This window comes from Methylosinus sp. DMC45, assembly GCF_056313885.1.
In genome coordinates, this window is record NZ_JBQUZK010000056.1 from 39,376 (window position 1) to 64,176 (window position 24,801).

Here is a 24,801-nt window from a genome sequence, read left to right on the forward strand (position 1 = left end):
TTGAAATTCACACGCGCTCGATGATCGTCGCGGTTCCCATTCCCGCGCCGATGCAGAGCGTCACCAGCGCCGTGGACTTGCCGCTGCGCTCCAATTCGTCGAGCGCCGTCCCCACCAGCATCGCGCCCGTGGCGCCGAGCGGATGGCCGAGGGCGATGGCGCCGCCATTCACATTCACTTTGGAATCGTCGAGGCCGAAAGCCTGCATGAAGCGCAGCACCACGGCGGCGAAAGCCTCGTTCACCTCTATGAGGTCTATGTCGGAAAGGCTCATGCCGGCCTTGGCGAGCAGCTTCTTCGTCACATCCACCGGGCCGGTCAGCATCAGCGCCGGCTCCGAGCCGATATTGGCGAAGGCGCGCACGCGCGCGCGGGGCTTCAGCCCATGGCGCTCGCCCGCCTCGCGCGAGCCGAGCAGCACCGCCGCGGCGCCGTCGACGATGCCGGAGGAATTGCCGGCGTGATGCACATGAGTCAATTTCTCGACATCGGGATGCGCCTGAATGGCGACAGCATCGAAGCCGGCCTGCTCGGCGAAGAAAGCGAATGACGGCTTCAGCGCGGCGAGCGACTGCATATCGGTCGCGGGGCGCATATGCTCGTCGCGGTCGAGAATGGTGAGGCCGTTGACGTCCTTCACCGGCGCGATGGATTTAGAAAAGCGCTTCTCTTCCCAGGCGCGCGCGGCGCGCTGCTGCGACTGCACGGCATAGGCGTCGACGTCGTCGCGCGAGAAGCCGTATTTCGTCGCGATGAGATCGGCGGAGACGCCCTGCGGCATGAAGTAGGAGGGAATGGCGATGGTCGGATCGACCGGCCAGGCGCCGCCGGAAGCGCCGATGCCGACGCGGCTCATGCTCTCGACGCCGCCGCCGATGGTCAGCTCATGCTGGCCGGACATGATCTGCGCCGCCGCGAAATTCACCGAGTCGAGACCGGACGCGCAGAAGCGATTGATCTGCACGCCGGGCACGCCATAGCCATAGCCGGCGGAGATCGCCGCGGCGCGGGCGATGTCGCCGCCCGCCTCGCCGACGGGATCGACGCAGCCGAGGATCACATCGTCGACCGGCGCGCCGTCGAGATTGTTCCTCTCCTTCAGCGCGGAAAGAGCGGTGACGGCAAGGCCGAGGCTCGACACCTCATGCAGCGAGCCATCGGGCTTGCCGCGACCGCGCGGCGTGCGCACGGCGTCGTAGATATAGGCTTCGGGCATGAAGCAGCTCCGTTGCTGGGCGAGTGGCGAATAGGGAGCACCGAATAGCTCGTCTCTCTCTATTCGCTACTCCCTATTCGCTATTCGCTTCGTCAAAACATCTCCGCCGGCAGGCTCATCAGCGTGTCGACTCCCGCCGTGATGCGCGCCAGACGAAAGCTCGTCTCGGGCAGCATCTTCTCCATGAAGAATCTGCCCGTCGTCAGCTTGGCGTCGAGCCAGGCGCCGTCGCCGGCGCTCTCCTTCTTCTTGTCGAGCGCCGCGCGGGCGATGCGCGCCCATGTGTAGCCGAGCGCCACGCGGCCGAAGAGATGCATGTAATCATAAGACGCGCCGGCGCCATTGTCGGGCTTGGCGAGCGCATTCTGCATCAGCCAGATCGTGGCCTTTTGCAAATCGCCGAGCGCGGCCTTCAGCGGCTCCACGAAGGGCTTCATCTCGTCGGAGCTCTCATGGGCGATGAAGCCGCTCACCTCGGCGAAATAGGCCATTGCGGCGCGGCCATTGTCCTTGGGCAATTTGCGGCCGACGAGATCGAGCGCCTGAATGCCATTGGCGCCCTCATAGATCATGGTGATGCGCGCGTCGCGCACGAATTGCTCGACGCCATTCTCGTCAATATAGCCGTGCCCGCCCCATATCTGCTGCGCCTTCACCGCGCTCTCGAAGCCGAGATCGGTGAGCACGCCCTTCAGCACCGGCGTCAGCAGGCCGAGACGATCGTCCGCCGCCTGACGCGCCGTGGCGTCCTCTGATCGATGCGCGATATCGCTGTCCAGCGCGGTGGCGAGAGCGAGGCCGCGCGCCGCCTCGTTGAAGGCCTTCATCTCCATCAGCGCGCGACGCACGTCGGGATGCACGATGATGGGATCGGCGCCGCCGCCGGCGTTCTTCGCGCCGGTGAGCGCGCGGCCTTGCAGGCGCTCCTTGGCGTAGGCGGCCGCATTCTGATAGGCGACCTCCGATTGCGCGAGACCCTGCACGGCGACGCCGAGCCGCGCCTCGTTCATCATCACGAACATCGCATTGAGGCCCCGATTGGGCTCGCCGACCAGAAAGCCCCTGGCGCCGTCATAATTCATCACGCATGTGGCGTTGCCGTGAATGCCCATCTTATGCTCGAGCGCGCCGCAGCGCACCGCATTGCGCGCGCCGAGCGTCCCATCGGGATTCACCTCGTATTTCGGCACGATGAAGAGGGAGATGCCCTTCACCCCCGCCGGCGCGCCTTCGATGCGCGCGAGCACGAGATGTATAATGTTCTCGGAAAGATCATGCTCGCCGGCGGAGATGAAAATCTTCTGCCCCGTGATGGAATAGGAGCCGTCCTCGCGCGGGCTCGCCTTGGTGGTGAGCAGGCCGAGATCGGTGCCGCATTGCGGCTCGGTGAGATTCATCGTGCCGGTCCAGCGGCCCGCCGCCATGGGCGGCGCGAACAGGCGCTTCTGCTCCTCGCTGCCATGGCGCAGCAGCGCGGCGAGCGCGCCTTGCGTCAGGCCCGGATACATTGCGAAGGACATGTTGGCCGCCGAGGCGAATTCATTCATCACCACAGCCAACGTATAAGGAAGGCCCTGCCCGTCATATTCGGGCGGGACGGCCAGCCCAACCCAGCCGCCGGCGACGAACTCGCGATAGGCCTCCTCGAAGCCCGCGGGAGTCGCGACATCGCCGGCCGCGCTCAGCCGGCAGCCTTCCGCGTCGCCGCTGCGGTTCAAGGGCTGCAGCCGCTCCTCGCAGATTTTCCCGGCCTCGCCGATGATCTGCGCCAGAACGTCGGGCGCAGCGTCCGCGAATCCGGGCAGATCGCCATAGCGCTCGAAATGCAGGACGTCGTTCAAGAGGAAGAGCGTGTCGTCCACCGGGGCCTTGTAGATCGGCATGAGAGCCCTCCCTGCGCGGATCCTTTAAGTGATATCTCGATATAGGCGTTTTCCCGGTGGTCGGCCGGCTCGTCGACAATCATGCCCCTGTCCCGGTTACGAAAACGCGACGCCGAACGCGCTTGGACGCGGAAAGACAAGTCGTTCATAATGCGTGCGAATCGGGGATTCGTTGCGTGCGTCCTGCGCAGCAATAGGTAGAGAGCCGGCCCTTCCCGCGCAATAGGGGAGCCACGCGGTCGGCTCCGCGCAAGCGTTAACCATTTATTTACCTTCTTCGAAGGAAAGTCCCCGGCGACGGCGTACCCCCGCCCTCACAGCGTTCCGGCGCGATTCGCGCCTCTCGAGTCGTCGCTCGTCCAGTTTTCCCCAGCCAACACGGGTCGAGCCCGCCGGATATCCGATGACAGAGGCATTTCCCTGGAGCTTCAAGGGTATAGATCACGAAACCCGCGATGTCGCGCGCGCCGCCGCGCGACGATCGGGCAAGAGCCTTTCTGCTTGGCTCGATGACGTGATCCAAGAAAAAGCCAATTTCGACGAGCGGTCTTACGCCGTCGACGACGAGGAGCCGAACGCTCCGGCGCGCCGACGCGCGCTGCGCTCGCGTCTCTACGGACGCAATGATCGCGGCCGCATGCGCCGCGACGCCGCGCCGAGACGCGACCTGCGCGACGAGGAGCCGGAAGAGGATTTCCGCTCGCTCGCGCCGCGCGGCCGCGCCGATGTCGACGCCAAGGCCATCGTCGACGACGCCGTCGCCCTTTTCGAGCGGCGCTCCGCCGATAGCGAGCGCAAGACGGCCAACGCCCTCTCCGGCCTCGCCAAGCTGATCGACCGCAATCACACGAGCCGCGCCCGCCTCGGCGACGATATCGGCGCGGTGATGGACCGGCTCGGCCGCATAGAGGAGCGCATCGCGACCCGCCCGGACGACGGCGTGCGGCCGATCCGCAATGCGCTGGCCCGGCTCGAGGCGCGCATCGACAGCCTCTCCAACGACGATCGCGCTTATGAGTTCGAGAATGCGCTCGGTGCGCTCGATCAGCGGCTCGCCGAAATTGCGGCGCGGCTGGACGAGGAAGCCGAGGAGCGCCGGCGCAAAGAGCGCGAGAAGCAAGAACGCGAGAAGCAGGAGCGCGACAGCCGGCAGGAGCGCGATCGTCGCGCCGCCGCGCGGCGTCCGCTCGCGGAGGCCGTCGCCGAGATCACCGAGCGCCAGCGCGCGCTCGAGGAGCAGGCGGGCGGCGATTTCGTCGCCAGAGCGGCGATCGAGGCGCGGCCGGCGATCTTCGACGGTCTCGCCGAATCGATCGAATCGCTGTCGCGCCAGCTGATGTCTGCCCGCGCCGAGCAGAGCGTGCAGGGCGAGCAGCAGGCGGCCGTCGTCGCCCAGATCGACCTTTTGCGCTGCGATCTCGAAGGCCTCTCCCGCGCCCTCGTCGATCTCGCGCCGCGCGCCTCCGTCGCCGCCGTCGAAGCGGCGCTGCGCGAGCTGGCCGAGCGCGTCGAGACGCAGCGCCTCTATGGCGTCGAGGAGATGGTGCTGGCGCCAGTGGAGCGCCTCACCGCCGATCTCGCCTCCATATTGCGCGATCTCGATCCGAGCCGCATCGTCGCCGTCCTCTATGAGGAAGTGCGCGCGCTGAACGACAAGCTCGCCGAGCATCACGCCGCCGGCGGCGCCGATCGCGCCGCCATAGACGCGATCACGCGCGAGACGCGCGAGATTCACGAGCTGCTGAAGGCGGTTTCGCGCCGCCCTCTGCCGATCGAGAAGCTCGAGGCCGGCATCGCCGCCCTGACCACGCAGGTCGACGAGCTGAGCGCCGCCGGCGCCAATGTCGCGACGGTCAAGGATGTGAGCGAGCTCGTGCAGGGCATTCGCTCCATCGTCTCCACCGAGATCGGCGGCTCCTTCGCCGCCTTCGAGCGCCGGCTGGAGGAATTCGCCGCCAAGCTCGATTCCGTCTCGACCAAATCCGGCGGAGCCAAGCGCTTCGACGAGATTCACGAGCGCATCGACCAGGTGCACAAATCGCTCGCCGCGCGCATAGAGCGAAGCGGCTCGGGCGTCGACGCGAGCAAGGTGGAGCAGCTCTTCGCCTCCTTCGCCAAGAAGATCGACGCGGCCGCGCAATCCAAGATCGTCGATCCGGTGGGCGAGCTCGGCCGCAAGATCGAGAAGCTCGAGGAGCGGCTCCAGCCCGGCATTGCGCAAAAATCCGCCGAAGCCGAGCAGCTGCGCCAGATCGCCCGCAACATGGACGAGCTGCGCGCCGAGCTCGAGCGCAAGGAGCGCGCGGGCGCGAGCGTCGATCCGCGCCAGTTCGAACGTCTCTTCGCCTCGCTGGCCGAGAAGATCGACGCCGCGACGGAAGCCAAGATCGCCAATCCGGTCGGAGAGCTCGGCCGCAAGATCGAGAAGCTCGAGCAGCGGCTGCAGCCCGCCGCGGCGGCGCAGAAGTCCGCCGATTCCGAGCAGCTGCGCGAGATCGCCGCGGCGATGCACGCGCTGCGCTCCGAGGTCGAGCGCAAGGGCAATGGCGCCGGCGTCGATCCCAATCAGTTCGAGCGGCTGTTCAGCTCGCTCGCCAAGAAGATCGACGCGGCGAGCGAGGCGCGCATCGTTCATCCGGGCTTCGACGAGCTCGGCCGCAAGATCGAGAAGCTGGAGCAGCGGCTCCAGCCCGTCGCCGCCAGCGCGCAGAAATCCGCCGGCTCCGAGCAATTGCGCGAGCTGGCCGAGCGCATCGACCATGTCCACGCCGAGCTGGCCGCGCGCATCGATTCGACCGCGCGCCGGCGCGGCGACGACGCCAATGTGCAATTGGCGGAGCTGGTCGGGCAGCTGGCGCAGAAAATGGACGCGGCGCTCGACCCGGAGGCCGATCGCTCGACCTTCGGCGCGCTCGAGCAGCAGATCGGCCGGCTCGCGGAACGGCTCGACCGCTCCGACATGAACGCCGACTCCTTCGCCGCCATAGAGCGCGCGCTGGGCGCGCTCTCCACCAAGGTCGAGGAGACGCGCAGCTCCACCATGCGCGTCGCCGAGATCGCCGCGCGCGAGGCGGCGCAGGACGCGCTGCGCGACGCGACGCTTCACGGCGGCCTGCAGGACGCGCTGGAGAAGGAGCTGGTCGAGCTGCGTCATTTCCAGGACGAGGCCGGCCATCGCACCAATCAGACGCTCGCCGCCGTCCATGAGACGCTGCAGCGCGTCGTCGAGCGGCTCTCCGTGTTCGAGGACGAGCTGACCGATCTGCGCAAGGCCAAGCCGGGCGCAGCCGCGGAGCCGCAGCGCGCCAAGGACGGGGCCGAGCCGCGCCGCGCCGCGCGCGTGAAATCCGCGGCGCCGGTCGGCGATGTGGAGGATATTCTGCTCGAGCCGGGCGATCGCCGCCCGCGCCGCGAGCCGATGGTCTCCCGCGACGACGATCGCTCCGGCTCTGTGCAGCAGGATTTCATCGCGGCCGCGCGCCGCGCCGCCCAGCAGGCCGCGGTCGACGCCCAGGCGGCGGCCGCGCAGGGCAAGGCCGCCAAGGGCAAGGCGGCCAAGAAGATCGCCGCCGAGCAGAAGCCGGAGCCCGAGCGCGCCGCTGCTGCGGGCGGCGGCGTCGGCGCGGCGCTGCAATCCCGCCGCCGGCCGCTGCTGCTCGGCGTCGGCGTGCTGGTGCTGCTCTACGGCGCCTATCAGATCGCGCGCGTCACGCTCGACAATCCGGCTCCGCAGGCTTCCGCCATTCAGGCGGAGCCGAACGAGGCGACCGCCTCCGTCGAGCCCGCCGACAAGGATGCGGCCGGCGAGCCCAAGGACGCCTCCGCCAAGGATGCTGCTCCCAAGGACGCCTCTTCCAAGGACGCCGCCTCGCACGAGCCGAGCGCCCCCGCCACTGTTTCGGCAGCCGAGCCCGCCAAGGCGCCGGCCGCCGCGCCGAGGCCGATCGGCCTTCCGGCGCTCGCGCCCGGCGGCTCCGGCGTCGGCTCCTTCGCTCCCAATCCGCAGGCTCCGGCGCCCGGACGCTTCGGCGCCCAGATTGTCGATCCCATGCCGGTCGGCGCGATCGGAACGCCCGCGGCCAATGCGCCCGCCGCGCCGCGGCAGGATGTCTTCGGCGTCATCAAGGAGATCGCCGCCGCCGGCGACGCCAGCGCCCAATACGAGCTCGGCCTGCGTTATTCAGAAGGGCGCGGCGGCGCCCCGCGCGATCCCAAGATCGCCTTCCAATGGTTCGAGAAGGCGGCCGAAAAGGGCCTCGCCCCGGCGCAATATCGGCTCGGCTCCATCTATGAGAAGGGCATGGGCGTCGAGCGCGACTACGCCAAGGCGCTCTCCTGGTACAAGCGCGCCGCCGACGCCGGCAACGCTCGCGCCATGCACAATCTCGCCGTGCTGCACGCCGGCGGCGGCGACGGCAAGCCGGATTACGACCAGGCGGCGCTATGGTTCCGCAAGGCGGCCGAATATGGCGTGCGCGACAGCCAGTTCAATCTGGCCATTCTCTACGCCCGCGGGCTCGGCGTTCCGCAGAGTCTGACGCAGTCCTATCTGTGGTTCTCGGCCGCCGCCGCGCAGGGCGACGAGGACGCCGGCAAGAAGCGCGACGAGGTCCGCGCCCGTCTCGACTCCAAGGACATGGCCGCCGCCAAGGCGCTCGTCGACGGGTTCCGTCCCAAGCAGCCGGACAACGCCGCCAATGACGTGCCGCCGCCGCCCGGCGGCTGGGAGAACGCCAAGGCGCCCGCCAAGCCGGAGGGCAAGCCCGCCGCCGGCAAGCCGAAAGTCTCCGCGCTTTAAAACGCCGCGGCGACCGCGAAACGAAATCGAAACGCCCCGCGCCGGCCGCGGGGCGTTTTCGCTTTCGACGCGCCAATTCTGCTATAAGCGCCCGACCCCGTTTGCCGCGCGGCCGAGGAGCCTCATGTCGGAAGAAGCCAAGCTCGCATTGCTCGAGCGCATCGCCGCCGCGCTGGAGCGGCTCGCCCCGCCGCCGCCGCGCGCGGTGGATTTTTCCAGCGCCGAGGCCTTCGTCTGGCGGGCGCGCGGAGAATTCTCCGCCGTCGCGGAGATCAATCGCGTCGATCTCTCGCTGCTCGAGGGCGTCGAGCGGCAGCGCGATCAGCTCATCGACAACACGCGCCGCTTCGCGCGCGGGCTGCCGGCCAACAATGCGCTGCTTTGGGGCGCGCGCGGCATGGGCAAATCCTCGCTCGTCAAAGCCGTGCATGCGACGATCGCGCGCGAGAAGGAATGCGCGCGGCCGCTGAAGCTCATCGAGATTCATCGCGAGGACATAGAGAGCCTGCCCATTCTGCTCTCCTCCCTGCGTGAAAAGCCGTTCGGCTTTCTGCTCTTTTGCGACGATCTCTCCTTCGACGCGGCGGAGACGAGCTACAAATCTTTGAAGTCCGCGCTCGAGGGCGGCGTCGAGGGACGGCCGCGCAATGCGCTTTTCTACGCCACCTCCAATCGCCGCCATCTGCTGCCGCGCGACATGATGGAGAATGAGCGCTCCTCCGCCATCAATCCCGGCGAGGCGGTGGAGGAGAAGGTCTCGCTCTCCGATCGCTTCGGCCTCTGGCTCGGCTTCCACAATTGTAGCCAAGCCGAATATCTCGCCATGATTTTCGGCTACGCCCGCCATCACGGGCTCGACGCGCCGCAGGAGACGATCGAGCGCGAGGCGCTGGAATGGTCGATCACCCGCGGCGCCCGCTCGGGGCGCGTGGCGTGGCAATATGTGCAGGACCTCGCGGGCAGGCTCGGCAAGCGGCTCGACGAATAATTCAAGCCGTCTCGCGCAACGGCAGCACGATGAAGAAGGTCGCGCCGACGCCGGGCGCCGCCTCGACGCTGAGGCGCCAGCCATGGCGATCGGCGATCGCCTTGCAAATGGCGAGGCCGACGCCCGAGCCCGGATAATCGACCTTGCTGTGCAATTGCTTCAGCGGCTCGAAGATCTTCTGCGCATATTGCGCCTCGAAGCCGATGCCGTCGTCGGCGATGGCGAGGCAGAGCGAGCTCTCGTCGCAAAAGCCCCTTATGTCGATCGCCGCCGGCTGGCCGGGCTTTCTGTATTTGATGGCGTTGGCGAGAATATTCTGCACCAGCCGCTGAAATTGCGTGGCGTCGGCCGTGATGGAGACCTCGGGCAGATCGATCTCCACCCGCGCGCTGGTCTCGGAGATCGTCGGCGACACCGCCGCCAGCGCGAGCGCGATGGCCTCGCGCAGATCGAGCGCGGCGAACTCCAGTTCATCGTTCACGATGCGCGAGAAGGACAGAAGATCCTGCACCAGCGCGCGCGCCCGCAGCGCGGCAAAGCGCATGACGCTATTGGCGCGGACGATCTCCTCCTGCGCGCCGCGGGCGATCGCCTGCTCCATCAGATCGCCGAAATCGGCGATCTTGCGCAGCGGCTCCTGAAGATCCTGCGAGGCGACAAAGGCGAAACGCGCGAGGCGCTCATTGAGCCGCTCCAGCTCCTCAGCATGGGCGATGAGCGCGGCCCCCTCTGCGCTGGCCTCGCAAAGATCGACGATCGTCGCCAGAATGAGCGACTCGCCGTCGCGCGCGATGGCGGAGAAGCGCGCATCGACCGGAAAATGCGCGCCGTCGCGGCGGACGCCCTCCAGGCCGAGGCCGGAGCCGCCGCTCCACGGCGACGCCTGCGGCAGAAGGCGGGCGAATGGCAGGCCGATGACCTCCGCCGCCGCGCCATAGCCGAACATGCGCCGCGCGCAGGGATTGGCGCCGATGATGACGCCGCGCTGGTCGACGAGCACGAGGCCCGCGACCGTCTCGTCGAACACGAGTCGACGCCAATCGTCGGCCGTCGCGGCCTCCGACATTCTCCCTCCTCTGGTCGCCTCCGGCCGCGCTGCGGTTTCTCCGCGCGCATTGTCGAGCTCTCGTCTCGCCGGACGCAGTCTCCCGCGCGGGATATTGACCCGAGGCGCCGTGAAGGTAAAGAAGAAATCGACAGCGATGCGCTCGATTTGTCTCTAAGACTTCGATTGCGCAGCGGGAATTGTCTTCAGTTCTTCTCGAATTCTCTTCAATTCTGATAGATCACGGCCAATGTCTCAGCGCATGCGCGACGAAGGCATAGGCGATCCACAGAAAGCCGATGGACGTCACCACGAAAGTCGCGGCCGTGTAGATTTTCCAGATCGCCTTTTCCCAGAAATTCGGATCGAAAGCGGCGATCACGAAGACAGTGGGATTGGTGAAGCCGCCGATCGCCACGCACCAGCAGGCGGCGGCCGGAAGCTCGACGCCGGAGCCATAGAAGGCGACGCCGAAGCCCGCCATCATCGCATAATCGATATGGGCGCGGATCAGCGTCTTATAATCGATCGCCAGCCTGTCGACGCCGCCGAGGGGAAACCATCTCGCGAAGGTCATCAGCCAAGCGCTGGAGATCAGGGCCGTCATGCAGGCCGCGGCGCCGATGAGCAGAACTTCCATATCGAGGACTCCTTTTGAACGAGAGCGCTTCCTCGCCCGAAACACCCGCTTTTGCTCGGGCATTTCGCCCAAAGCGCATCGGGATGATTGCCTAAGATCGAAACGGACAAAAAAACGGCCGCGTCGAACGCGGCCGTCGGTCGTTTCACGATCCGAGAGGAAAGCTCAGCGGATCACATAAGGCAGAAGGCCGAGGAAGCGGGCGCGCTTGATGGCCTGGGCCAGCTCGCGCTGCTTCTTGGCCGAGACGGCCGTGATGCGCGAGGGCACGATCTTGCCGCGCTCGGAGATGTAGCGCGAGAGCAGGCGCGTGTCCTTATAGTCGATCTTCGGGGCGTTGGCGCCGGAGAAGGGGCAGGACTTGCGGCGGCGGAAGAAGGGGCGGCGTGCTGCGGCGCTCATCAGAAAGTCTCTCCTTCGGCGCGGGGTTCGTCACGGCGCGGGCGACGGTCGCCACGGTCGCCTCTATCGCCACGGTCGGGGCGCGGGCCGCCGGGGCCGCGGCGGTCGCCACGGTCGTCGTCGTCACGCTTGCGGAGCTGGGCGGAGGGGCCCTCCTCCAGCGCATCGACGCGCAGAGTGAGGAAGCGCAGAACGTCCTCGCTCAGGCCCTGCTGACGCTCGACCTCGGCGAGAGCCGCCGGCGGGGCGTCGATGTTGAGAAGGGTGAAATGCGCCTTGCGGTTCTTCTTGATCCGATAGGCGAGGGACTTCACGCCCCAATATTCGGTCTTCGTCACCTTGCCGCCGAGCGAGGCGATGATGCCCTTGAACTGCGTCGTCAGCGCTTCCACCTGCTGGGGCGAAACGTCCTGGCGCGCAAGATAGATATGCTCGTAGAGAGCCATTCTCTTGCCTTTCCTCATCGTCGCGAGCCCGCTCTCGGCGCAGAGCCCTTCGAGCCTTCAAAGGAAAGGCTCGATCGGGAAGTTCGAAGGCGGAGACACTGGAAGACGGGCGAACCCTGCCTGTGGCGGAGCCAAAGGCCTTCCGTTCAGCCCCCGGCCGGAAGCGTCGCGAAGCGCGCTTTATAGCGGCGTGGGCGCAGGATGCAAGGGCCGCGCGCTCAGCGGCCGTCGAACCAGGCCTTCCATTGCGGGACCGCGGTCACGAAAGTGCCGCGATGCGTCGTCGGTCCGGTGGAAACGGCCTCGACGACCTTATTGCCGGAGCCGAAAGCCTGCGCATAGGTCATCGCCATTCGGCCGACGCCCTGCGTGATCGCCTCGTCCGCTTCGCCGTAATAGTTGCGGACCGGCGATTTTATCACCCAGCGATAGGCCTGCGTCGCCGCAATGAGCCGGCCGAAGGCCGAATTGGCGAAATAATGCGGATCGAAATAATCCGGCTTGATGAGCTTGCGCAGATCGGTCGGCACGGCCGCAGGGTCGATAGGCTCGCGGTCATAGGCCTTTTTGGCGATGTCGTAATGCTCCTCGGCGAAGAGCGAGCGGGCGAGGCCAGGGACGCCATAGTAGTTCTCATAGGAAAAGGCCGAGAGGATGAAGATGCTGTTCAGCCAGACGGCGTCGTTCGGCCGCGGAAAGTCGAGAAAGCCCTCCATGGCGGCGAAGAGATCCAGCGGCGCGCTGGCGGTGGCCGCGCCGCGCACGGCGACGCCCGCGCTCTCGAGCTTCTCCAGAAAGGCCATGGTGACGAAGCCGCCCTGCGACCAGCCCGAGAGAAAGAGCTTGTCGCTCGTCAGCTTCAAATGGCCGAGCACGCTATGGCTGGCGACCAGCAGATCGTAGCAGGCCTGCTGATGGCTGGCCTTGACCATATAGCCCTCGGGCTCCTGCGAGACGCCGAGGCCGAAATAATCGGCGCCGATCACGGCGTAGCCCTGCCCCGCGAATTGCGCGATCATCAGCTGCGTCTCGGGAGAGTCCTCGGCGAAGGAAGGAACCTCGTGGCGCCCGTAGACGGTGCCATGCTGATAGGAGACCATCGGAAACGACGTCTCCTTCGTGTCCGGCACGGCGAGCAGGCCGGAGGCGACGGTCGGGGCGTTGCCCTTCTCCGGCATGACGGAGGAATAGGTGATTCTGTAGAGCTTCACGCCATTGCGCGCCGGCGTGTAGTCCACTTTGACGCCCGCGAATTTCGGCGTGTCGGTCTGCAAAATCTGATTCAGCCGATGAACGTCCCAGCGCGCCACCAGCTCGTATTTCACGCCGGAAGAGACTTCGACCGGCGCATTTCGCGAGGCGGGCGCCGCCTGCGCGGCCGCGCCGAAGAATAGCGCCGAGACGAGGATCAGCGCGCGAAGAGTGATCGGCATGAGGGAGCCTTTTGGGTTTCGGGGGAGAGCTGAGGTCAACAGCGCGCCGAGCGGCGCAAGCGACGTATAGACCGCAATATTTTCCAAATCGCATCCATCGCCGAAAATGCGCCGCCGGCCTCGCCATCCCATTTCGGCCGCATTTGCTCCCGAGAAACGACGCGGACGTAAACGGAACGGAGAGCAATGGGCATGATCTCGACCTGGGCGCGCTGCGCGGGAGCTATCGCATTCGGCATCGTCCTTTCGGGGAGCGCGCAGGCGGCCAATCCCTTCGATCGCGGCCCGGTCGCGGATTTCGTCAACAACTTCCGCCTGCAGTCGATCCCGAGCCAGGAGGTCGTCTGGAGCCATCCGCAATATAAGAAGGGCACGATCGTCGTCTCCACCAAGGAGCGGCGGCTCTATTATGTGCTCGGCCCGACGCGGGCGATCGAATATGGCGTCGGCGTCGGCCGCGAGGGCTTCACCTGGTCCGGCGTGAAGACGATCACCGCCAAGAAGGAATGGCCCGATTGGCGCCCGCCCGCCGCCATGCTGAAGCGCCGGCCGGATCTGCCCCGCTATATGGCGGGCGGCCAGGACAATCCGCTCGGCGCGCGCGCGCTCTATCTCGGCTCCAGCGAATATCGCATCCACGGCTCCAATGAGGGCGACACGATCGGCGAGGCGGTCTCCTCCGGCTGCATCCGCATGACCAATCGCGACGTCGCCGATCTCTATGACCGGGTGAAGGTCGGAACCCGCGTGGTCGTGCTGAAATGACAGCGGCGCCCTTCTCGAGCTATTAACCCGCGCGACGCTATCGTGGCGGCGACGGCGGCGGAGTCTCGAGGAAGAAGATCATGCGCAAGCTCTGCATTCTGGCGGGTCTCGTCGTCGCCTATGCGCTGCTCGCGGGTTGCGACAAATGCACCCACGAGCTGCAGGACATACGCCTGCCGCTGCCGCCGCAGGCCTGCGCGCGCTGAGCGGCTTTTTCCGCGGCCGCCTTTGCTCTATACAGCGCCCTGACGCGCATCAGGGAAGGTGAGCAGATGGCGGCCGGCCGTTTCGTCGAGAAGAAGAAGCGCGGCGAGAAATTCGTCGTGCTGACCGCCTATGACGCGCCGACCGCGCGGCTCGAGGCGGAGGCGGGCGTCGATATCCTCATGATCGGCGACAGCGTCGGCACCAATGTGCTGGGCTACGCCAGCGAGCGCGAGGTGACGCTGGACGATATGGCGCATCACATCGCCGCCGTGCGCCGCGGCGCGCCGGGCGTCTATCTCATCGGCGACCTTCCTTTCGCGACTTATGAGAGCGAGGCGCAAGCGCTCGCCAGCGCCACGCGTCTCGCGCAGGCCGGCGCCGATTGCGTGAAATTCGAAGGCGCGCGGCCCGACATAGTGCGCGCGCTGAAGCGCGAGGGCTATGAGGTGTGCTGCCACATCGGGCTCGAGTCGCAGCATCAGGAGGGCAAGCGCCGCCAGGGCAAGACCGCGGAAGCCGCGGCCAAGCTCCTCGCCGACGCGCTGGCGCTGGATGCGGCGGGCGCCGATTTCCTCGTTCTCGAGCTGATCCCGCGCGAGCTCGCGGCGAAGATCACAGAGCGCCTGCGCGCGCCGACGATCGGCATAGGCGCCGGCGCCGATTGCGACGCGCAAGTGCTGGTCGTGCACGACCTCGCCGCATTGGGAACGCGCGACTTCAAGCATAATCGCCGCTATGTGGAGCTGGGCGCGGCGCTGCGCGCGGCTGTCGCCGCTTATTCGCAGGACGTTCGCGAGGGACGCTTTCCGGCCGAGGAGAATGGCTTCTCCATGGAGGCGGCGGAGCTGGCGGCATTGGAAAAGATCATCGCATGAGCGCGTCTCGCATCGGGCTTCTGCTCGTCAATCTCGGCACGCCGCAAGGCGCCGATTATTGGTCGGTGCGCCGCTATTTGCGCGAGTTTCTCTCCGATCGCCGCGTCGTCGATCTGCCGCCGCTGCTGTGGCGTCCCATTCTCGAGAGCTTCGTGCTCACCTTTCGGCCGCGCCGCTCCGCGCGCGCCTATCGCTCCGTCTGGAACGAGGAGCGCGACGAAGGTCCGCTGAAGACGATCACCCGCGCGCAGGCGGAAAAGCTCGGCGCGCGCTTCACGGAACAGAATGTCATCGTCGATTTCGCCATGCGCTACGCCGGGCCGTCCATCGGCGAGAAGATCGACGCGCTGCGCGCCGAGGGCTGCGAGCGCATCTTGCTGTTTCCGCTCTATCCGCAATATGCGGCCTCGACGACGGCCTCCGTCTTCGACGAAACGGCGCGCGCGCTGGCGCTGCTGCGCGAGCAGCCGACATTGCGCATCGTCCCGCCCTTCTATGACGATCCCGCCTATATAGAAGCGCTCGCCGCCTCGACGCGCGCGCAGCTCGCTGCGCTCGATTTTACGCCGGATGTTCTGATCGCCTCTTTCCACGGATTGCCGCAAGCGCAGATCGACCGCGGCGATCCCTATCGCCGCCATTGCGAGGCGACATACGATCTTCTGCGCGCCGCGCTCGGCATGTCGACGCAGCATTTGCGCCTCGCCTTTCAATCGCGCTTCGGCCGCGCGCAATGGATCGGCCCCTATACGGCGAATGTGCTGCAAGAGCTGGCGCAGAACGGCGTGAAACGCGTCGCCGTGCTGACGCCGGGCTTCGTCTCCGATTGTCTGGAGACGCTCGAGGAGATCGGCGTCGAGCTGCGCCATTCTTATTTGACAGCCGGCGGCGAAAAATTCGCGCGGCTCGACTGCCTCAACGACAGCGACGATGGATTGCGCGCGCTGGAGACGATCGCGCGGCGGGAGCTCGCCGGCTGGCTGGACTCGTGAGCGGCGTCAGGCTTCTGCGGAAATCTTTCCGCCGCTGATCGTGACGATACGGTCGGCGGCGTCGAAATAGCGGTCGTCATGCGAGATGACGACGAGCGTCTTGCCGCGCCGTTTCAGATCGGGAAGAATCTCGCGATAGAAGGCGCGGCGAAACGCCGGGTCCTGCTCCGCCGCCCATTCGTCGAAGACCATCACCGGCCTCTCCTCGGCGAAGGCGGACACGAGCGCGAGACGCTTGCGCTGTCCGGCGGAGAGCGCCGTGGTCGTATAGACTCCATTCTCGATCGCGGTCTTTTCCGAAATCTCCATGAGCGCGAGATAATCCTGCGCCGCGGCGGCCGACTCCTGCGAGACGCTCACATCGTCGAAAAGGAAATAATCGAAGAAGACGGCGGAGAAGAGCTGGCGATAATCGTCGCGCTCGGCGTCGGAGACCGGCCGGCCGTCGACGAGAATTTCGCCGCTCGTCGGCGGATAGACGCCGAGAATGAGCTTGAGCAGCGTGGTCTTGCCGCCGCCATTCTCTCCGACGATGAACACGATCTCGCCGGGGCGAATGTGAAAATCCGCCGGACCGAGCGTGAAGCCGGCGACATTCTCCTCCTGCGCATATTGAAAGGTCACGCCGCGCAATTCCACCGAGCCGAAGAACGGCGAAGGCGGCCGCGCTGCGCATTCGACGAGCCGCGGCTCCGCCGTCGTGAAGCTCTCGGAGAGATCGACGACGCGGCGAAACGAGGTCGCGGCGCGGCCGAACATCGCGACATGGGCGATCACCGCATTGACGGGCGCGCGCATATAGAGAAGCGCGACGATGAAGGTTCCGGTCGTCGCGGGCGCTTCCCCCAGCGCCGATTGCGCGGCGGTCAGGCCGCCGATGACGATGAAGATGGACGTCGTGTCGATCGCCTCGACAGTGGAGAAGATCACGAAATTGCGGGTGGTCAGATCGCGTATGCGCTCGATCCGCGCAAACAGCCGATCATTGCGGAAAACAGCGCGCCGCGCGCGATTGAGGCGAAGCTCCTTCGCGCCCTCGATCAACGCGTCATAATCCTTCTGCAGTTCGTCGCGCGCGCGTCTTTCGGCGTCGAATAGCACGAAGGCCGTCGAAAGGGCGCGCCGCATGAGATAGATCGGCAGGCCGGCGAAGGCGACGGCGACCAGCGCGAGGCGCCAGGACAAAAAGACGAGATAGGCGGCGCAGCCGAGCGCGGTGAGCACGGACACGAATAGAAAGGGAAGTCCGCGCACGAACTCGCAGATTTCATCGACGTCGTGATTGAGCGCGGTGACGATGCGATGCCGCTGCAAGCGCTCGAGCGCCGCGACCGGCGCGCAGAGAATCTTGTCGACCAGTTCCTTGCGAAGATCGGCGACAGCGCCCTGGACGACCTCGCTGTTCGCGCGGTTCGCGACGATTTCGCCTGCGAGAATCGTCGCGCAGAGCCCAGCGAAAATCGCAATCTCGGCGGCGGCGAGGCCATTGCCGAGGGCGCGCTCGATCATGGCGAGAACGCCGACCGTCGCGAGGCTCGACGCGCCGCCCGTCAGCGCCGCGGCGAGAGCCTGCCTTTTATAGGGCGCGAGCAGGCGAGCGGACGCGCGCAGAAGAAACCTGTTCCGCATCTATGGCCTCGGTGAAATGAATGAATAAAATCATTGCGTCCGCCCCGTCAGCCGCCGCCACAGCTCGTCGAAGGGGCGATAGACGAAACGCACCTCATGCTTTCCCTGCGATACGGCGACGGCGCGGAATATAACATTGGCGCGGAGAATTTCCGCCGGCTCGCCGTCGATTTCCGCCGTCCAGGACGGGTGGTAGATGTCATTCAGCACCACATAGCCGCCGCCGCGCGGAACGTTGGCGTCGATGACCACTTCCGTATTGCCATAGGAGCGGATGCGCGCGCCGCTCTCCTCGCCCTCCTCCGGCCGCGAATGGCGGCAGACGGGCGGCTCCTGCAGCAGAACGCTGGCGCGATAGTCGAGATCGGGCCAAACGCCATCCTCGATCATTTGCGCGAAATCGACGCGCGTGGCGCAGGTCGCGAGCAGCACACGCGGCAGCGCGCGCTTATTCTCATAGACATAGGCGTCCTTGGTGCGCGCGATGAATTCGAGATCGCCGGGCTTCAAATTCTTGTCGATCTGCTCGATCGGCACGCCGGTCGCGATGAAGCGCAGCCCCATGAGATCGGCGAGCGTCGAACGATAGGAGGGATAGAGCTTGGAGAAGACGCGCTGATCGGGAAGCGCGAGATGGTCGCCGACGCCGGTCGCATCCTCGAGCAGGCGCAGGCGCACCGGATTGTAGCCGAACTCCTGATCGAAGCCATGCACCAGCGAGGCGTTGGGCCAGTGGAAATCAATGCCGGCGAGCTCGACGCGGTCGCGCCGATCCGGCGCCGCCGTCGCCGCGAGACGCGCGCGCAAGAGAGCGATCGTGTCGTTTTGCGTGTCCGCGCGCAGCACGTCGAAATTCTGCGGCGGCAGCGCCGTCGATTCATTGGGGCCATTATTGAAGGCGAGATCGAGCGTCATCGTCGCGCCGACGGCGGCGAGCAGCGCATAGCGCCGCGTGGCGAGCTGCGGCGCGAAGGCGATGACGAGAAAGGCCAGGCTCACGAAGCCGGCGCTCTGCGCGAGCGGCAGGAGCGCCGCGGACAGATGATCCTTGCTCCAGGCGAGCGCAATGGCGAGCGCGAATAGAACGCCCAGCGCCGCCGCGAGATAGCGCAAGGGCGGCTTGCTCGGCGCATTGGCGACGACATTGAGGCCGAAGCCGGCGAGAATGGCGAGCACGGCGCAGAGCGGGAAGGTCGCGTCGGCCGGGCGGCGGAAGAGATCGACGCCCGGTATGTGAAACATCAGCGCGAAGGCCGGCGTGAAGCGGCCGAGCGCATAGAGCAGCAGCGCCAGCGCCGCGGCAGAAAAGAAGCTGATCTCGCGATTGGACGGCAGACCGTGACGCGTCAGCGCGATGAGCGAGAGCAGCGGCAGCGCGCCAATGTAGACGTCGCACATATTGCGCGCGAGAAAGAGATCCGGCGAGCCGAAAACCGCCGCCGGCGGTCCCCAGAAATTCGCGAGCGGACCATCCGTGCCGAAGAGATTGGCCGAGACGAAAGTGAGCAGCGCCGCCGGATGCAGCGAGCCGCGCAAGGCGCCTTCGAGATCGATGGCCGGCCGATTGGATTGCGACGCCAGCTCCATCGTCAGCAGCAGCGGAACGATGATGATGGCGATTCCGCAGGCCGCGCCGGCCGCGAGCGGCGCGACGGCGGTGGAAATCTTCGCATCATCGGAAAAGACGCGAAAGACGGCGTAGGCCGAGAGGAGGAGCACTTCCAGAAAAGCGACCTGATCGCGGCCGAGCACGAGAAAGGCCGCCGCCACGCCGGCATAGGCGCCCCATTGCGCCGAGCGGCGATCGAGCGCGCGGGCGAGCAGAAAGAGCGTCACCGGGAACCAGGCGAGGCTCATAACCTGCCCCGTATGCTGAATGCGCCAGGCGGCCGAGCCGCCGAAGGCGAAAGCGAGCGCGCAGAGCAGCGCGCCTTCCGCCGAAAATTTGCGGTCGCGGAAATAGGCGATGAAGGCGAGCCCGCCCATCGCCAGCATCGCGAAGACAATGCCGTCCTCGAGCGCGAAACTGGGCTCGGGAACGAGCCAGGCGGCGATGAGGAAGAAGGGCGAGAAGATCAGCGATTGCGGATCGGCGAGCTGCGGCGAGCCGGCGAAGACATTGGGCGTCCAGAAGGGCGATTGTCCCGAATGCAGCGCATGGGCGAGAAAGGCGAATTGCGGCTGGAAATGCGCCTTCGCATCCCAAGGGACGGTGACCCGGCCGGACGCCCAAGGAAAGGCGAGAACCACCGCAGCGGCCAGAAAGACGAGCGCGGCGGCGCCGTGGGAAACATTGGTCTGCGGACGCTCGGTCACTTCTCGGCTCACTCCGACGAATCTCGATCACGCGGCATTGCGCATGAATTTTGCAAAAGCGCAAAGGACGCGCTCACGCGCCGACAGCGCGCTGCGGCCGCGCCGCCGCCTGCTTTTCCGCCTCGGCGTCGAAGCGGCGGCGCGACTCCTCGATCGTCTCGACATGCTCGAGCGCCCAATCGCCGAGTCGATGCAGCGGCTCGCGCAGAGAGCGGCCGAGCGGCGTCAGCTCATAATCGACGCGGGGCGGTATAGTGGGATAGACAGTGCGCGTGACGAAGCCGTCACGCTCGGCCGCGCGCAGCGTCAACGTCAGCATGCGCTGCGAAATGCCGCCGATGCGCCGCCGCAGCTCGTTGAACCGCAAAGGCCCGGCGCCGAGCGATTCGACGACCAGCACGGTCCATTTGTCGCCGATCCGCGATAGAATGGCCGCAATGCGCCCGCATTGGGCGGGAACATGAATGTGACCCCGTTCCAAAAATGTGCCTCCTTGCGCGCCGCAGCGACAGGGGGCAACCTAGCCTAAGTTACCCTTTGATACCAGGAGCGAGCCGCATGACGCGCCTTTTGCACATAGACTCGAGCATTATGGGAGAGAAATCGCTGAGCCGCCGCCTCACCGCCGAGCTGGTGGAGAAGCTGCGCGGCGATATCCCGGGGCTCGAGGTCGCCTATCGCGACGTCGCCGCCGTGGCGCCGCCCATTCTCTCCAGCGCTCTCTTCTTCGCCCGCGGAGCCGGCGCGGAGCCGGAGGATGCGGCGCTACGGGCCGAGCTAGCCACCGCCCGCACGATTCTGGAGGAGTTTCTCACCGCCGATATCGTCGTGATCGGCGCGCCCATGTATAATTTCTCCATCCCCACGCAATTGCGCGGCTGGATCGACCATCTCGTCGTGCCGGGCAAGACCTTCGCCTATACGGCCGACGGCCTCAAAGGCCTCGTGACCGGCAAGCGGCTCATCGTCGTCTCGACGCGCGGCAGCCTCTATGCCGGGAATGAGACGCTTTCCGCGCAGGACCATCAAGAGGCCTATCTGCGCACGACCTTCGGCAATCTCGGCGTCGCCGATTTCGCCTTCGTGCGCGCCGAGGGCGTCGGCCTCGGCCCGGCGCAGAAGGAGGAGGCGCTCGCCTCCGCGCGCCGCGACATCGCCGCGCTGCAGGCCGCCTGAGCAAAAAAACGGCCCCACGGGCGAACGTGGGGCCGAGACCTGAAGGGGAAATGACTACGTCCTAGAATTCCGCACGACCGCCGGAAGGGCGGCGACTCGCGACGCCACACGCAACCGACGCGATCAATCGAACACGGAGCCCAGCGCCGCTCCGATGAGACCGAAAACCACTGCGCTGGCGATGATGGCCGGGCCGCCCAACAGGCCATAGCCCACCACCCCGCCGATGACCGCGGCGAGACCGCCGGCGATCAGCTTGCCCGTGTTATTGTCCTTCTTGCCGGCCTCGCCGGACTTTTCCGCGATATTGTCGGCCATTTGCGCTTCTCCTCGAGAAGAGTAAGCCCTCGGACGCCGCATCACGGCCCTTTTCTAGCAGGCGCGTGTAATGCTCTCGTGTGAGTCTCTTGACGGGGGAATGACAGGCCTTTCGCCCGGCGCGGCTTTCGCCCGGGACGAAAGCTTAGTAAAGTCGCGCCGCAATTTCGGCCGGCGCGGGGAGCCGGTCCCCAATCGAGGACAAAAGACGTGACAGGGACATTGGATACGAGCGGGCGCGCCACGGCGAGCGTCAATGCGCTGGCGGGCGAGATCGTCGACAGGCTCGTCGCGGGCGCGGAGCGCTATCGCCTCGCCGTTTCGCGCGGAAGCCTCGGAGAGCTCTTGATCGACGCCGGCGCCAAGGTGGCGGGCGGCATCGACGCGGGCCTGCTGCTCACGGAAATCTGCCTCGGCGGCCTCGGCAAGGTCACGCTCTCGCCGGCTCCGGGCCAGAAGAACTGGCCCTTCTGGCTGACCGTCTCCAGCAATGATCCGGTCGTCGCCTGCCTCGCCAGCCAATATGCCGGCTGGAGCCTCTCCCATGAGAAATTCTTCGCGCTCGGCTCCGGCCCCGGCCGCTCGCTGGCGCGCAAGGAGGCGCTGTTCCAGGAGCTTCCTTATAAGGACTCCGCCGATCGCTCGACCATCGTGCTCGAGGCCGGCGCGCCGCCGCCGGAGGCCGTCGTGGCCAAGGTCGCCAATGACTGCGGCGTGTCTCCCGACAAGCTCGCCTTCGTCTATGCGCCGACGCAGAGCCTCGCCGGCAGCGTGCAGGTGGTCGGCCGCGTGCTCGAGGTGGCGCTGCACAAGGCGCATGAGCTGAAATTCCCGCTCGAGCATATCGTGGACGGTATCGCCACCGCGCCGCTCTCGCCGCCGCACCCGGATTTCGTCACGGCCATGGGCCGCACCAATGACGCGATCATCTACTCCGGCCGCGCCCATCTCTTCGTGCGCGGATCGGCGGCGGCGGCCAAGGAGCTGGCCGAAAAGCTGCCGAGCTCGACCTCGCGCGACTATGGACGGCCTTTCGCGGAAATTTTCAAAGCGTATAAGGGCGACTTCTACAAGATCGACCCCAGCCTGTTCTCGCCCGCCGAGGCGATCGTGACGGCAGTGGAGACAGGCGAGACTTTCCGTGGCGGAGCCATCGACGAAAAACTGCTCGAAGCCTCTTTCGGCTGAGCCCGCGCGCCCCCGCGAGGGGGCGCCGCGCATCGCGATCTTCACCGACGAGCTCGACTGGCATGTCGAGCGTCTCATCAAGGGCTTCGCGCGCCATGGCGCGCGGGCCGTTCCCGTGCGCCTTTCCGCCTGCAAGATCGACACGGCCCGGCCGCAGCTCATCGCCATTCCGGGCTTTCACGGCGCGCTGCCGGACGCCGCCGTCGTGCGCGCCATCGGCGACGGCTCGCTGGAGACCGTCACGCTGCGGCTCGGCGTGCTGCATGCGCTCGGCGCGCTCGGCGTTCCGCTGGTCAATAGCGCCCGCGCGATCGAGCGCTGCACCGACAAATCCGCCGCGAGCTTTCTGCTCGCCGCCGCGCGCATTCCGACTCCCGCGACCTTCGTGACCGGCTCGCGCGCCGAGGCGCTGCGCATCATCCGCAGCGAATGCGGGCTCGCGCCGCTGGTGCTGAAGCCTTTGTTCGGCGCGCAGGGCTGGGGCCTGAAGCTCATCCGCCGCGAGGAGGATCTGCCGACGACGGAGGAAGCGCGCGGCGTCTTCTATCTGCAGCGCTTCGTTCCGCCGCGGGACGTCTGGTACGAGGATATGCGCATTCTCGTCTCCCATGGCGAGATCATCGGCGCGATGCGGCGGCGCTCGCGACGCTGGATCACCAATATCCGCCAGGGCGCGAAGCCGACGCCCTGCGAGCCGAGCGCGCGCGAGCGCGAATTGGCGCTGCGCGCCGCCGCCGCGCTGGGCGCCGATTTCGCCGGCGTCGACATCATCAGCGGCGCCGACGGCCTACCAATGGTGCTGGAGGTCAACAGCATGCCGGGATGGAGCGGGCTGCAGAGCGTGACCCCCTATCAGATCGCCGAGCGCATCGCCGGCGACATAATGACGGCGATCGGCGCCGCCGCGCGCCGCGCCAATGGCTGAGCCGCTTTCGGAACAGATCGCGCGCGCCTTCATCGCCGCCTGCGAGGACGAGCTCGCAGCGCCCAAGCCCGGCAATGTCCATATATATGCGCCCGGCCATGGCATGGAGGCGCAGGACTTCATCGCCAGCGCCGCCGCCGCGGCTCCGCATCTCGCCGCGGCGGACGCCAGCGTCGGCGCGCGCATTCTCGGAGCGGTGGAGGCGACCTGGGCGCGCGTCGGCTGCAACACCAATCTCGGCATTATCCTCCTCTGCGCGCCGCTCGCTCACGCCGCATTGCGAGCGGGCGAGAGCGGGCTCGCGGAGAAGCTCGTGGCGACGTTGGACTCGCTCGATTCGTCCGACGCCGATCTCGCTTTCCGCGCCATCTTGCGCGCCTCGCCCGCCGGATTGGGCTCCGCGCCGCAGCACGACGTCGCCGCGCCGGCGCAAATCTCGCTGCGCGAAGCCATGGCGCTCGCCGCCGACCGCGACCTCGTCGCGCGGCAATACGCCAATGGATTCGCTGATATTTTCGGTCTGGGCCAGGAGGCGCTCCGCGACGCGCGCGCGCGCGGGCGCGACCGCGAGACGGCGACGCTGCTTGTCTTCATGACTTACGCACGACATTTCGCCGACACGCATATCCAGCGGAAATTCGGCGAAAAAGTCGCTCTCGAGACCTTGACGCGCTTTCAAGAAGCGGCTTCTCTTCTAGACGCCGCGCACGACAGAGATTCCATGTTCCGCATCGCGCTGGAGCTGGATCATTCTCTCAAAAAAAGCGGCTATAATCCGGGCGCCTGCGCGGACCTGACGGTCGCCGCGCTTTTTGTCGATTATCTCCTCGCCATCTTGCCGAACGTCCACAAAAATGGTTGAGTTCGCGCCGCGCGAGATGGTCTCGCGACCGGCTCGTCCGGCTCGGCCGCATTTCGGCCTGACGCCGGCGAGGAGAGGGAGGCGCCCGCGCCGGCAGCCGCGTGGGCGATAAGTCGAGTTTATCGAAAGGAAGAAACATGGCCCTGATCAACAAGCTCCTGGTTGGCGAGTCGCTCGTCGGCGAAGGCAATGAAGTCGCCCACATCGACCTGCTGATCGGACCGCGCGGCAGCGCGGCCGAGACCGCCTTCGCCAACGCGCTCGTCAACAACAAGGACGGCTTCACCACGCTGCTCGCCGTCGTTGCGCCGAATCTGCTGGCCAAGCCGAACACGATCCTCTTCAACAAGGTCACCATCAAGAACGCCAAGCAGGCCGTTCAGATGTTCGGACCGGCTCAGGCCGGCGTCGCCAAGGCCGTCGCCGATTCGGTCGCCGAAGGCGTGATCCCGCTCGCCGAGGCCGATGACCTGTTCATCTCCGTCGGCGTGTTCATCCATTGGGAAGCCAACGACGACAAGAAGATCCAGGAGTACAACTATCAGGCCACGAAGGAAGCCATCGCGCGCGCCGTCAAGGGCGAGCCGAAGGCCGCCGAGGTCGTCGCCAAGCGCAACGACGTCAAGCATCCTTTCGGCGCGAACTGAGCTCACGCTCGTTCGGCCGGCGAGCGTCGGCGCGCCTCGCGCGCGTCGTC

22 protein-coding genes are annotated in these 24,801 nt (G+C 66.6%); 11 read left to right on the plus strand and 11 right to left on the minus strand.

The window, feature by feature from the left end; translation table 11 throughout:
* Window positions 1-7 precede the first annotated feature (7 nt).
* The gene (locus ACT53T_RS19300) at window positions 8-1,216 is read right to left on the minus strand and encodes an acetyl-CoA C-acetyltransferase (RefSeq protein WP_476162478.1); all 1,209 of its coding nucleotides are present in this window, start codon (window positions 1,214-1,216) and stop codon (window positions 8-10) included.
* A 92-nt stretch (window positions 1,217-1,308) separates the two neighbouring features.
* Window positions 1,309-3,099, minus strand: a complete 1,791-nt coding sequence (locus ACT53T_RS19305; RefSeq protein ID WP_476162479.1) for an acyl-CoA dehydrogenase C-terminal domain-containing protein — start codon at window positions 3,097-3,099, stop codon at window positions 1,309-1,311.
* Window positions 3,100-3,502: 403 nt separating this feature from the next.
* On the opposite strand from ACT53T_RS19305, the gene ACT53T_RS19310 reads away from it, so the two are divergent.
* Window positions 3,503-7,897: a hypothetical protein gene (locus ACT53T_RS19310; RefSeq protein WP_476162480.1), complete on the plus strand. Its 4,395-nt coding sequence runs from the start codon at window positions 3,503-3,505 to the stop codon at window positions 7,895-7,897.
* 124 nt (window positions 7,898-8,021) lie between these two features.
* Entirely contained in the window at window positions 8,022-8,885 is an 864-nt protein-coding gene (locus tag ACT53T_RS19315) for an ATP-binding protein (RefSeq protein WP_476162481.1), read from the plus strand.
* A 1-nt stretch (window position 8,886) separates the two neighbouring features.
* Here the strand turns inward: ACT53T_RS19315 and ACT53T_RS19320 are convergent, their stop codons facing one another.
* The 5 genes from ACT53T_RS19320 to ACT53T_RS19340 all read right to left on the minus strand — a co-directional run bounded on the left by ACT53T_RS19320 (window position 8,887) and on the right by ACT53T_RS19340 (window position 12,851).
* Window positions 8,887-9,951, minus strand: a complete 1,065-nt coding sequence (locus ACT53T_RS19320) for a sensor histidine kinase (protein ID WP_476162482.1) — start codon at window positions 9,949-9,951, stop codon at window positions 8,887-8,889.
* A 220-nt stretch (window positions 9,952-10,171) separates the two neighbouring features.
* Window positions 10,172-10,570: a hypothetical protein gene (locus ACT53T_RS19325; protein ID WP_476162483.1), complete on the minus strand. Its 399-nt coding sequence runs from the start codon at window positions 10,568-10,570 to the stop codon at window positions 10,172-10,174.
* Window positions 10,571-10,735: 165 nt separating this feature from the next.
* Complete coding sequence (gene rpsR, locus ACT53T_RS19330) at window positions 10,736-10,972, minus strand: 30S ribosomal protein S18 (protein WP_018266677.1); 237 nt, start codon at window positions 10,970-10,972, stop codon at window positions 10,736-10,738.
* Window positions 10,972-11,418, minus strand: a complete 447-nt coding sequence (gene rpsF / locus ACT53T_RS19335; RefSeq protein ID WP_024881051.1) for a 30S ribosomal protein S6 — start codon at window positions 11,416-11,418, stop codon at window positions 10,972-10,974. The genes rpsR and rpsF overlap by 1 nt, the downstream gene beginning before the upstream one ends.
* A gap of 218 nt (window positions 11,419-11,636) precedes the next feature.
* Window positions 11,637-12,851, minus strand: coding sequence for an alpha/beta hydrolase family protein (locus ACT53T_RS19340; RefSeq protein ID WP_476162484.1), 1,215 nt, complete (start codon window positions 12,849-12,851; stop codon window positions 11,637-11,639).
* Window positions 12,852-13,037: 186 nt separating this feature from the next.
* Here ACT53T_RS19340 and ACT53T_RS19345 point away from each other — a divergent pair, with 186 nt between their 5' ends.
* From ACT53T_RS19345 to hemH, 4 genes are all read left to right on the plus strand, one after another.
* On the plus strand, window positions 13,038-13,616 hold the full coding sequence (locus ACT53T_RS19345) for a L,D-transpeptidase (protein WP_476162485.1): 579 nt from the start codon (window positions 13,038-13,040) through the stop codon (window positions 13,614-13,616).
* 80 nt (window positions 13,617-13,696) lie between these two features.
* Entirely contained in the window at window positions 13,697-13,822 is a 126-nt protein-coding gene (locus ACT53T_RS19350; RefSeq protein ID WP_255461795.1) for a hypothetical protein, read from the plus strand.
* Between the two features lie 66 nt (window positions 13,823-13,888).
* Complete coding sequence (gene panB, locus ACT53T_RS19355; RefSeq protein ID WP_476162486.1) at window positions 13,889-14,698, plus strand: 3-methyl-2-oxobutanoate hydroxymethyltransferase; 810 nt, start codon at window positions 13,889-13,891, stop codon at window positions 14,696-14,698.
* The gene (hemH, locus tag ACT53T_RS19360) at window positions 14,695-15,690 is read left to right on the plus strand and encodes a ferrochelatase (protein ID WP_476162487.1); all 996 of its coding nucleotides are present in this window, start codon (window positions 14,695-14,697) and stop codon (window positions 15,688-15,690) included. The genes panB and hemH overlap by 4 nt, the downstream gene beginning before the upstream one ends.
* A 6-nt stretch (window positions 15,691-15,696) precedes the next feature.
* Here hemH and ACT53T_RS19365 read toward each other — a convergent pair whose 3' ends face one another.
* The 3 genes from ACT53T_RS19365 to ACT53T_RS19375 form a co-directional block, all read right to left on the minus strand.
* On the minus strand, window positions 15,697-17,319 hold the full coding sequence (locus ACT53T_RS19365) for a cyclic peptide export ABC transporter (RefSeq protein ID WP_476162488.1): 1,623 nt from the start codon (window positions 17,317-17,319) through the stop codon (window positions 15,697-15,699).
* Window positions 17,320-17,349: 30 nt separating this feature from the next.
* Window positions 17,350-19,647, minus strand: coding sequence for a hypothetical protein (locus ACT53T_RS19370; RefSeq protein ID WP_476162489.1), 2,298 nt, complete (start codon window positions 19,645-19,647; stop codon window positions 17,350-17,352).
* Window positions 19,648-19,708: 61 nt separating this feature from the next.
* Window positions 19,709-20,116, minus strand: coding sequence for a winged helix-turn-helix transcriptional regulator (locus tag ACT53T_RS19375; protein ID WP_400769742.1), 408 nt, complete (start codon window positions 20,114-20,116; stop codon window positions 19,709-19,711).
* A gap of 77 nt (window positions 20,117-20,193) precedes the next feature.
* Here ACT53T_RS19375 and ACT53T_RS19380 point away from each other — a divergent pair, with 77 nt between their 5' ends.
* On the plus strand, window positions 20,194-20,811 hold the full coding sequence (locus ACT53T_RS19380) for an FMN-dependent NADH-azoreductase (protein WP_476162490.1): 618 nt from the start codon (window positions 20,194-20,196) through the stop codon (window positions 20,809-20,811).
* Between the two features lie 123 nt (window positions 20,812-20,934).
* Here the strand turns inward: ACT53T_RS19380 and ACT53T_RS19385 are convergent, their stop codons facing one another.
* Window positions 20,935-21,129 carry a hypothetical protein gene (locus ACT53T_RS19385; protein ID WP_018266688.1) on the minus strand — a complete coding sequence of 65 codons (195 nt, stop codon included), beginning with the start codon at window positions 21,127-21,129 and terminating at the stop codon, window positions 20,935-20,937.
* Between the two features lie 210 nt (window positions 21,130-21,339).
* Between ACT53T_RS19385 and mch the strand changes: the two genes are divergently transcribed.
* The 4 genes from mch (at window position 21,340) to fae (ending at window position 24,751) form a co-directional block, all read left to right on the plus strand.
* Window positions 21,340-22,317, plus strand: coding sequence for a methenyltetrahydromethanopterin cyclohydrolase (gene mch / locus ACT53T_RS19390; RefSeq protein ID WP_024881061.1), 978 nt, complete (start codon window positions 21,340-21,342; stop codon window positions 22,315-22,317).
* Window positions 22,271-23,242 (plus strand): RimK family alpha-L-glutamate ligase, encoded by a 972-nt coding sequence (locus ACT53T_RS19395; RefSeq protein ID WP_400769743.1) that lies wholly within the window; start codon window positions 22,271-22,273, stop codon window positions 23,240-23,242. The genes mch and ACT53T_RS19395 overlap by 47 nt, the downstream gene beginning before the upstream one ends.
* Window positions 23,235-24,104, plus strand: a complete 870-nt coding sequence (locus ACT53T_RS19400; protein ID WP_476162491.1) for a triphosphoribosyl-dephospho-CoA synthase — start codon at window positions 23,235-23,237, stop codon at window positions 24,102-24,104. Before ACT53T_RS19395 ends, ACT53T_RS19400 begins: the two co-directional genes overlap by 8 nt.
* A 137-nt stretch (window positions 24,105-24,241) precedes the next feature.
* The gene (gene fae / locus ACT53T_RS19405) at window positions 24,242-24,751 is read left to right on the plus strand and encodes a formaldehyde-activating enzyme (RefSeq protein ID WP_018266692.1); all 510 of its coding nucleotides are present in this window, start codon (window positions 24,242-24,244) and stop codon (window positions 24,749-24,751) included.
* Window positions 24,752-24,801 lie beyond the last annotated feature (50 nt).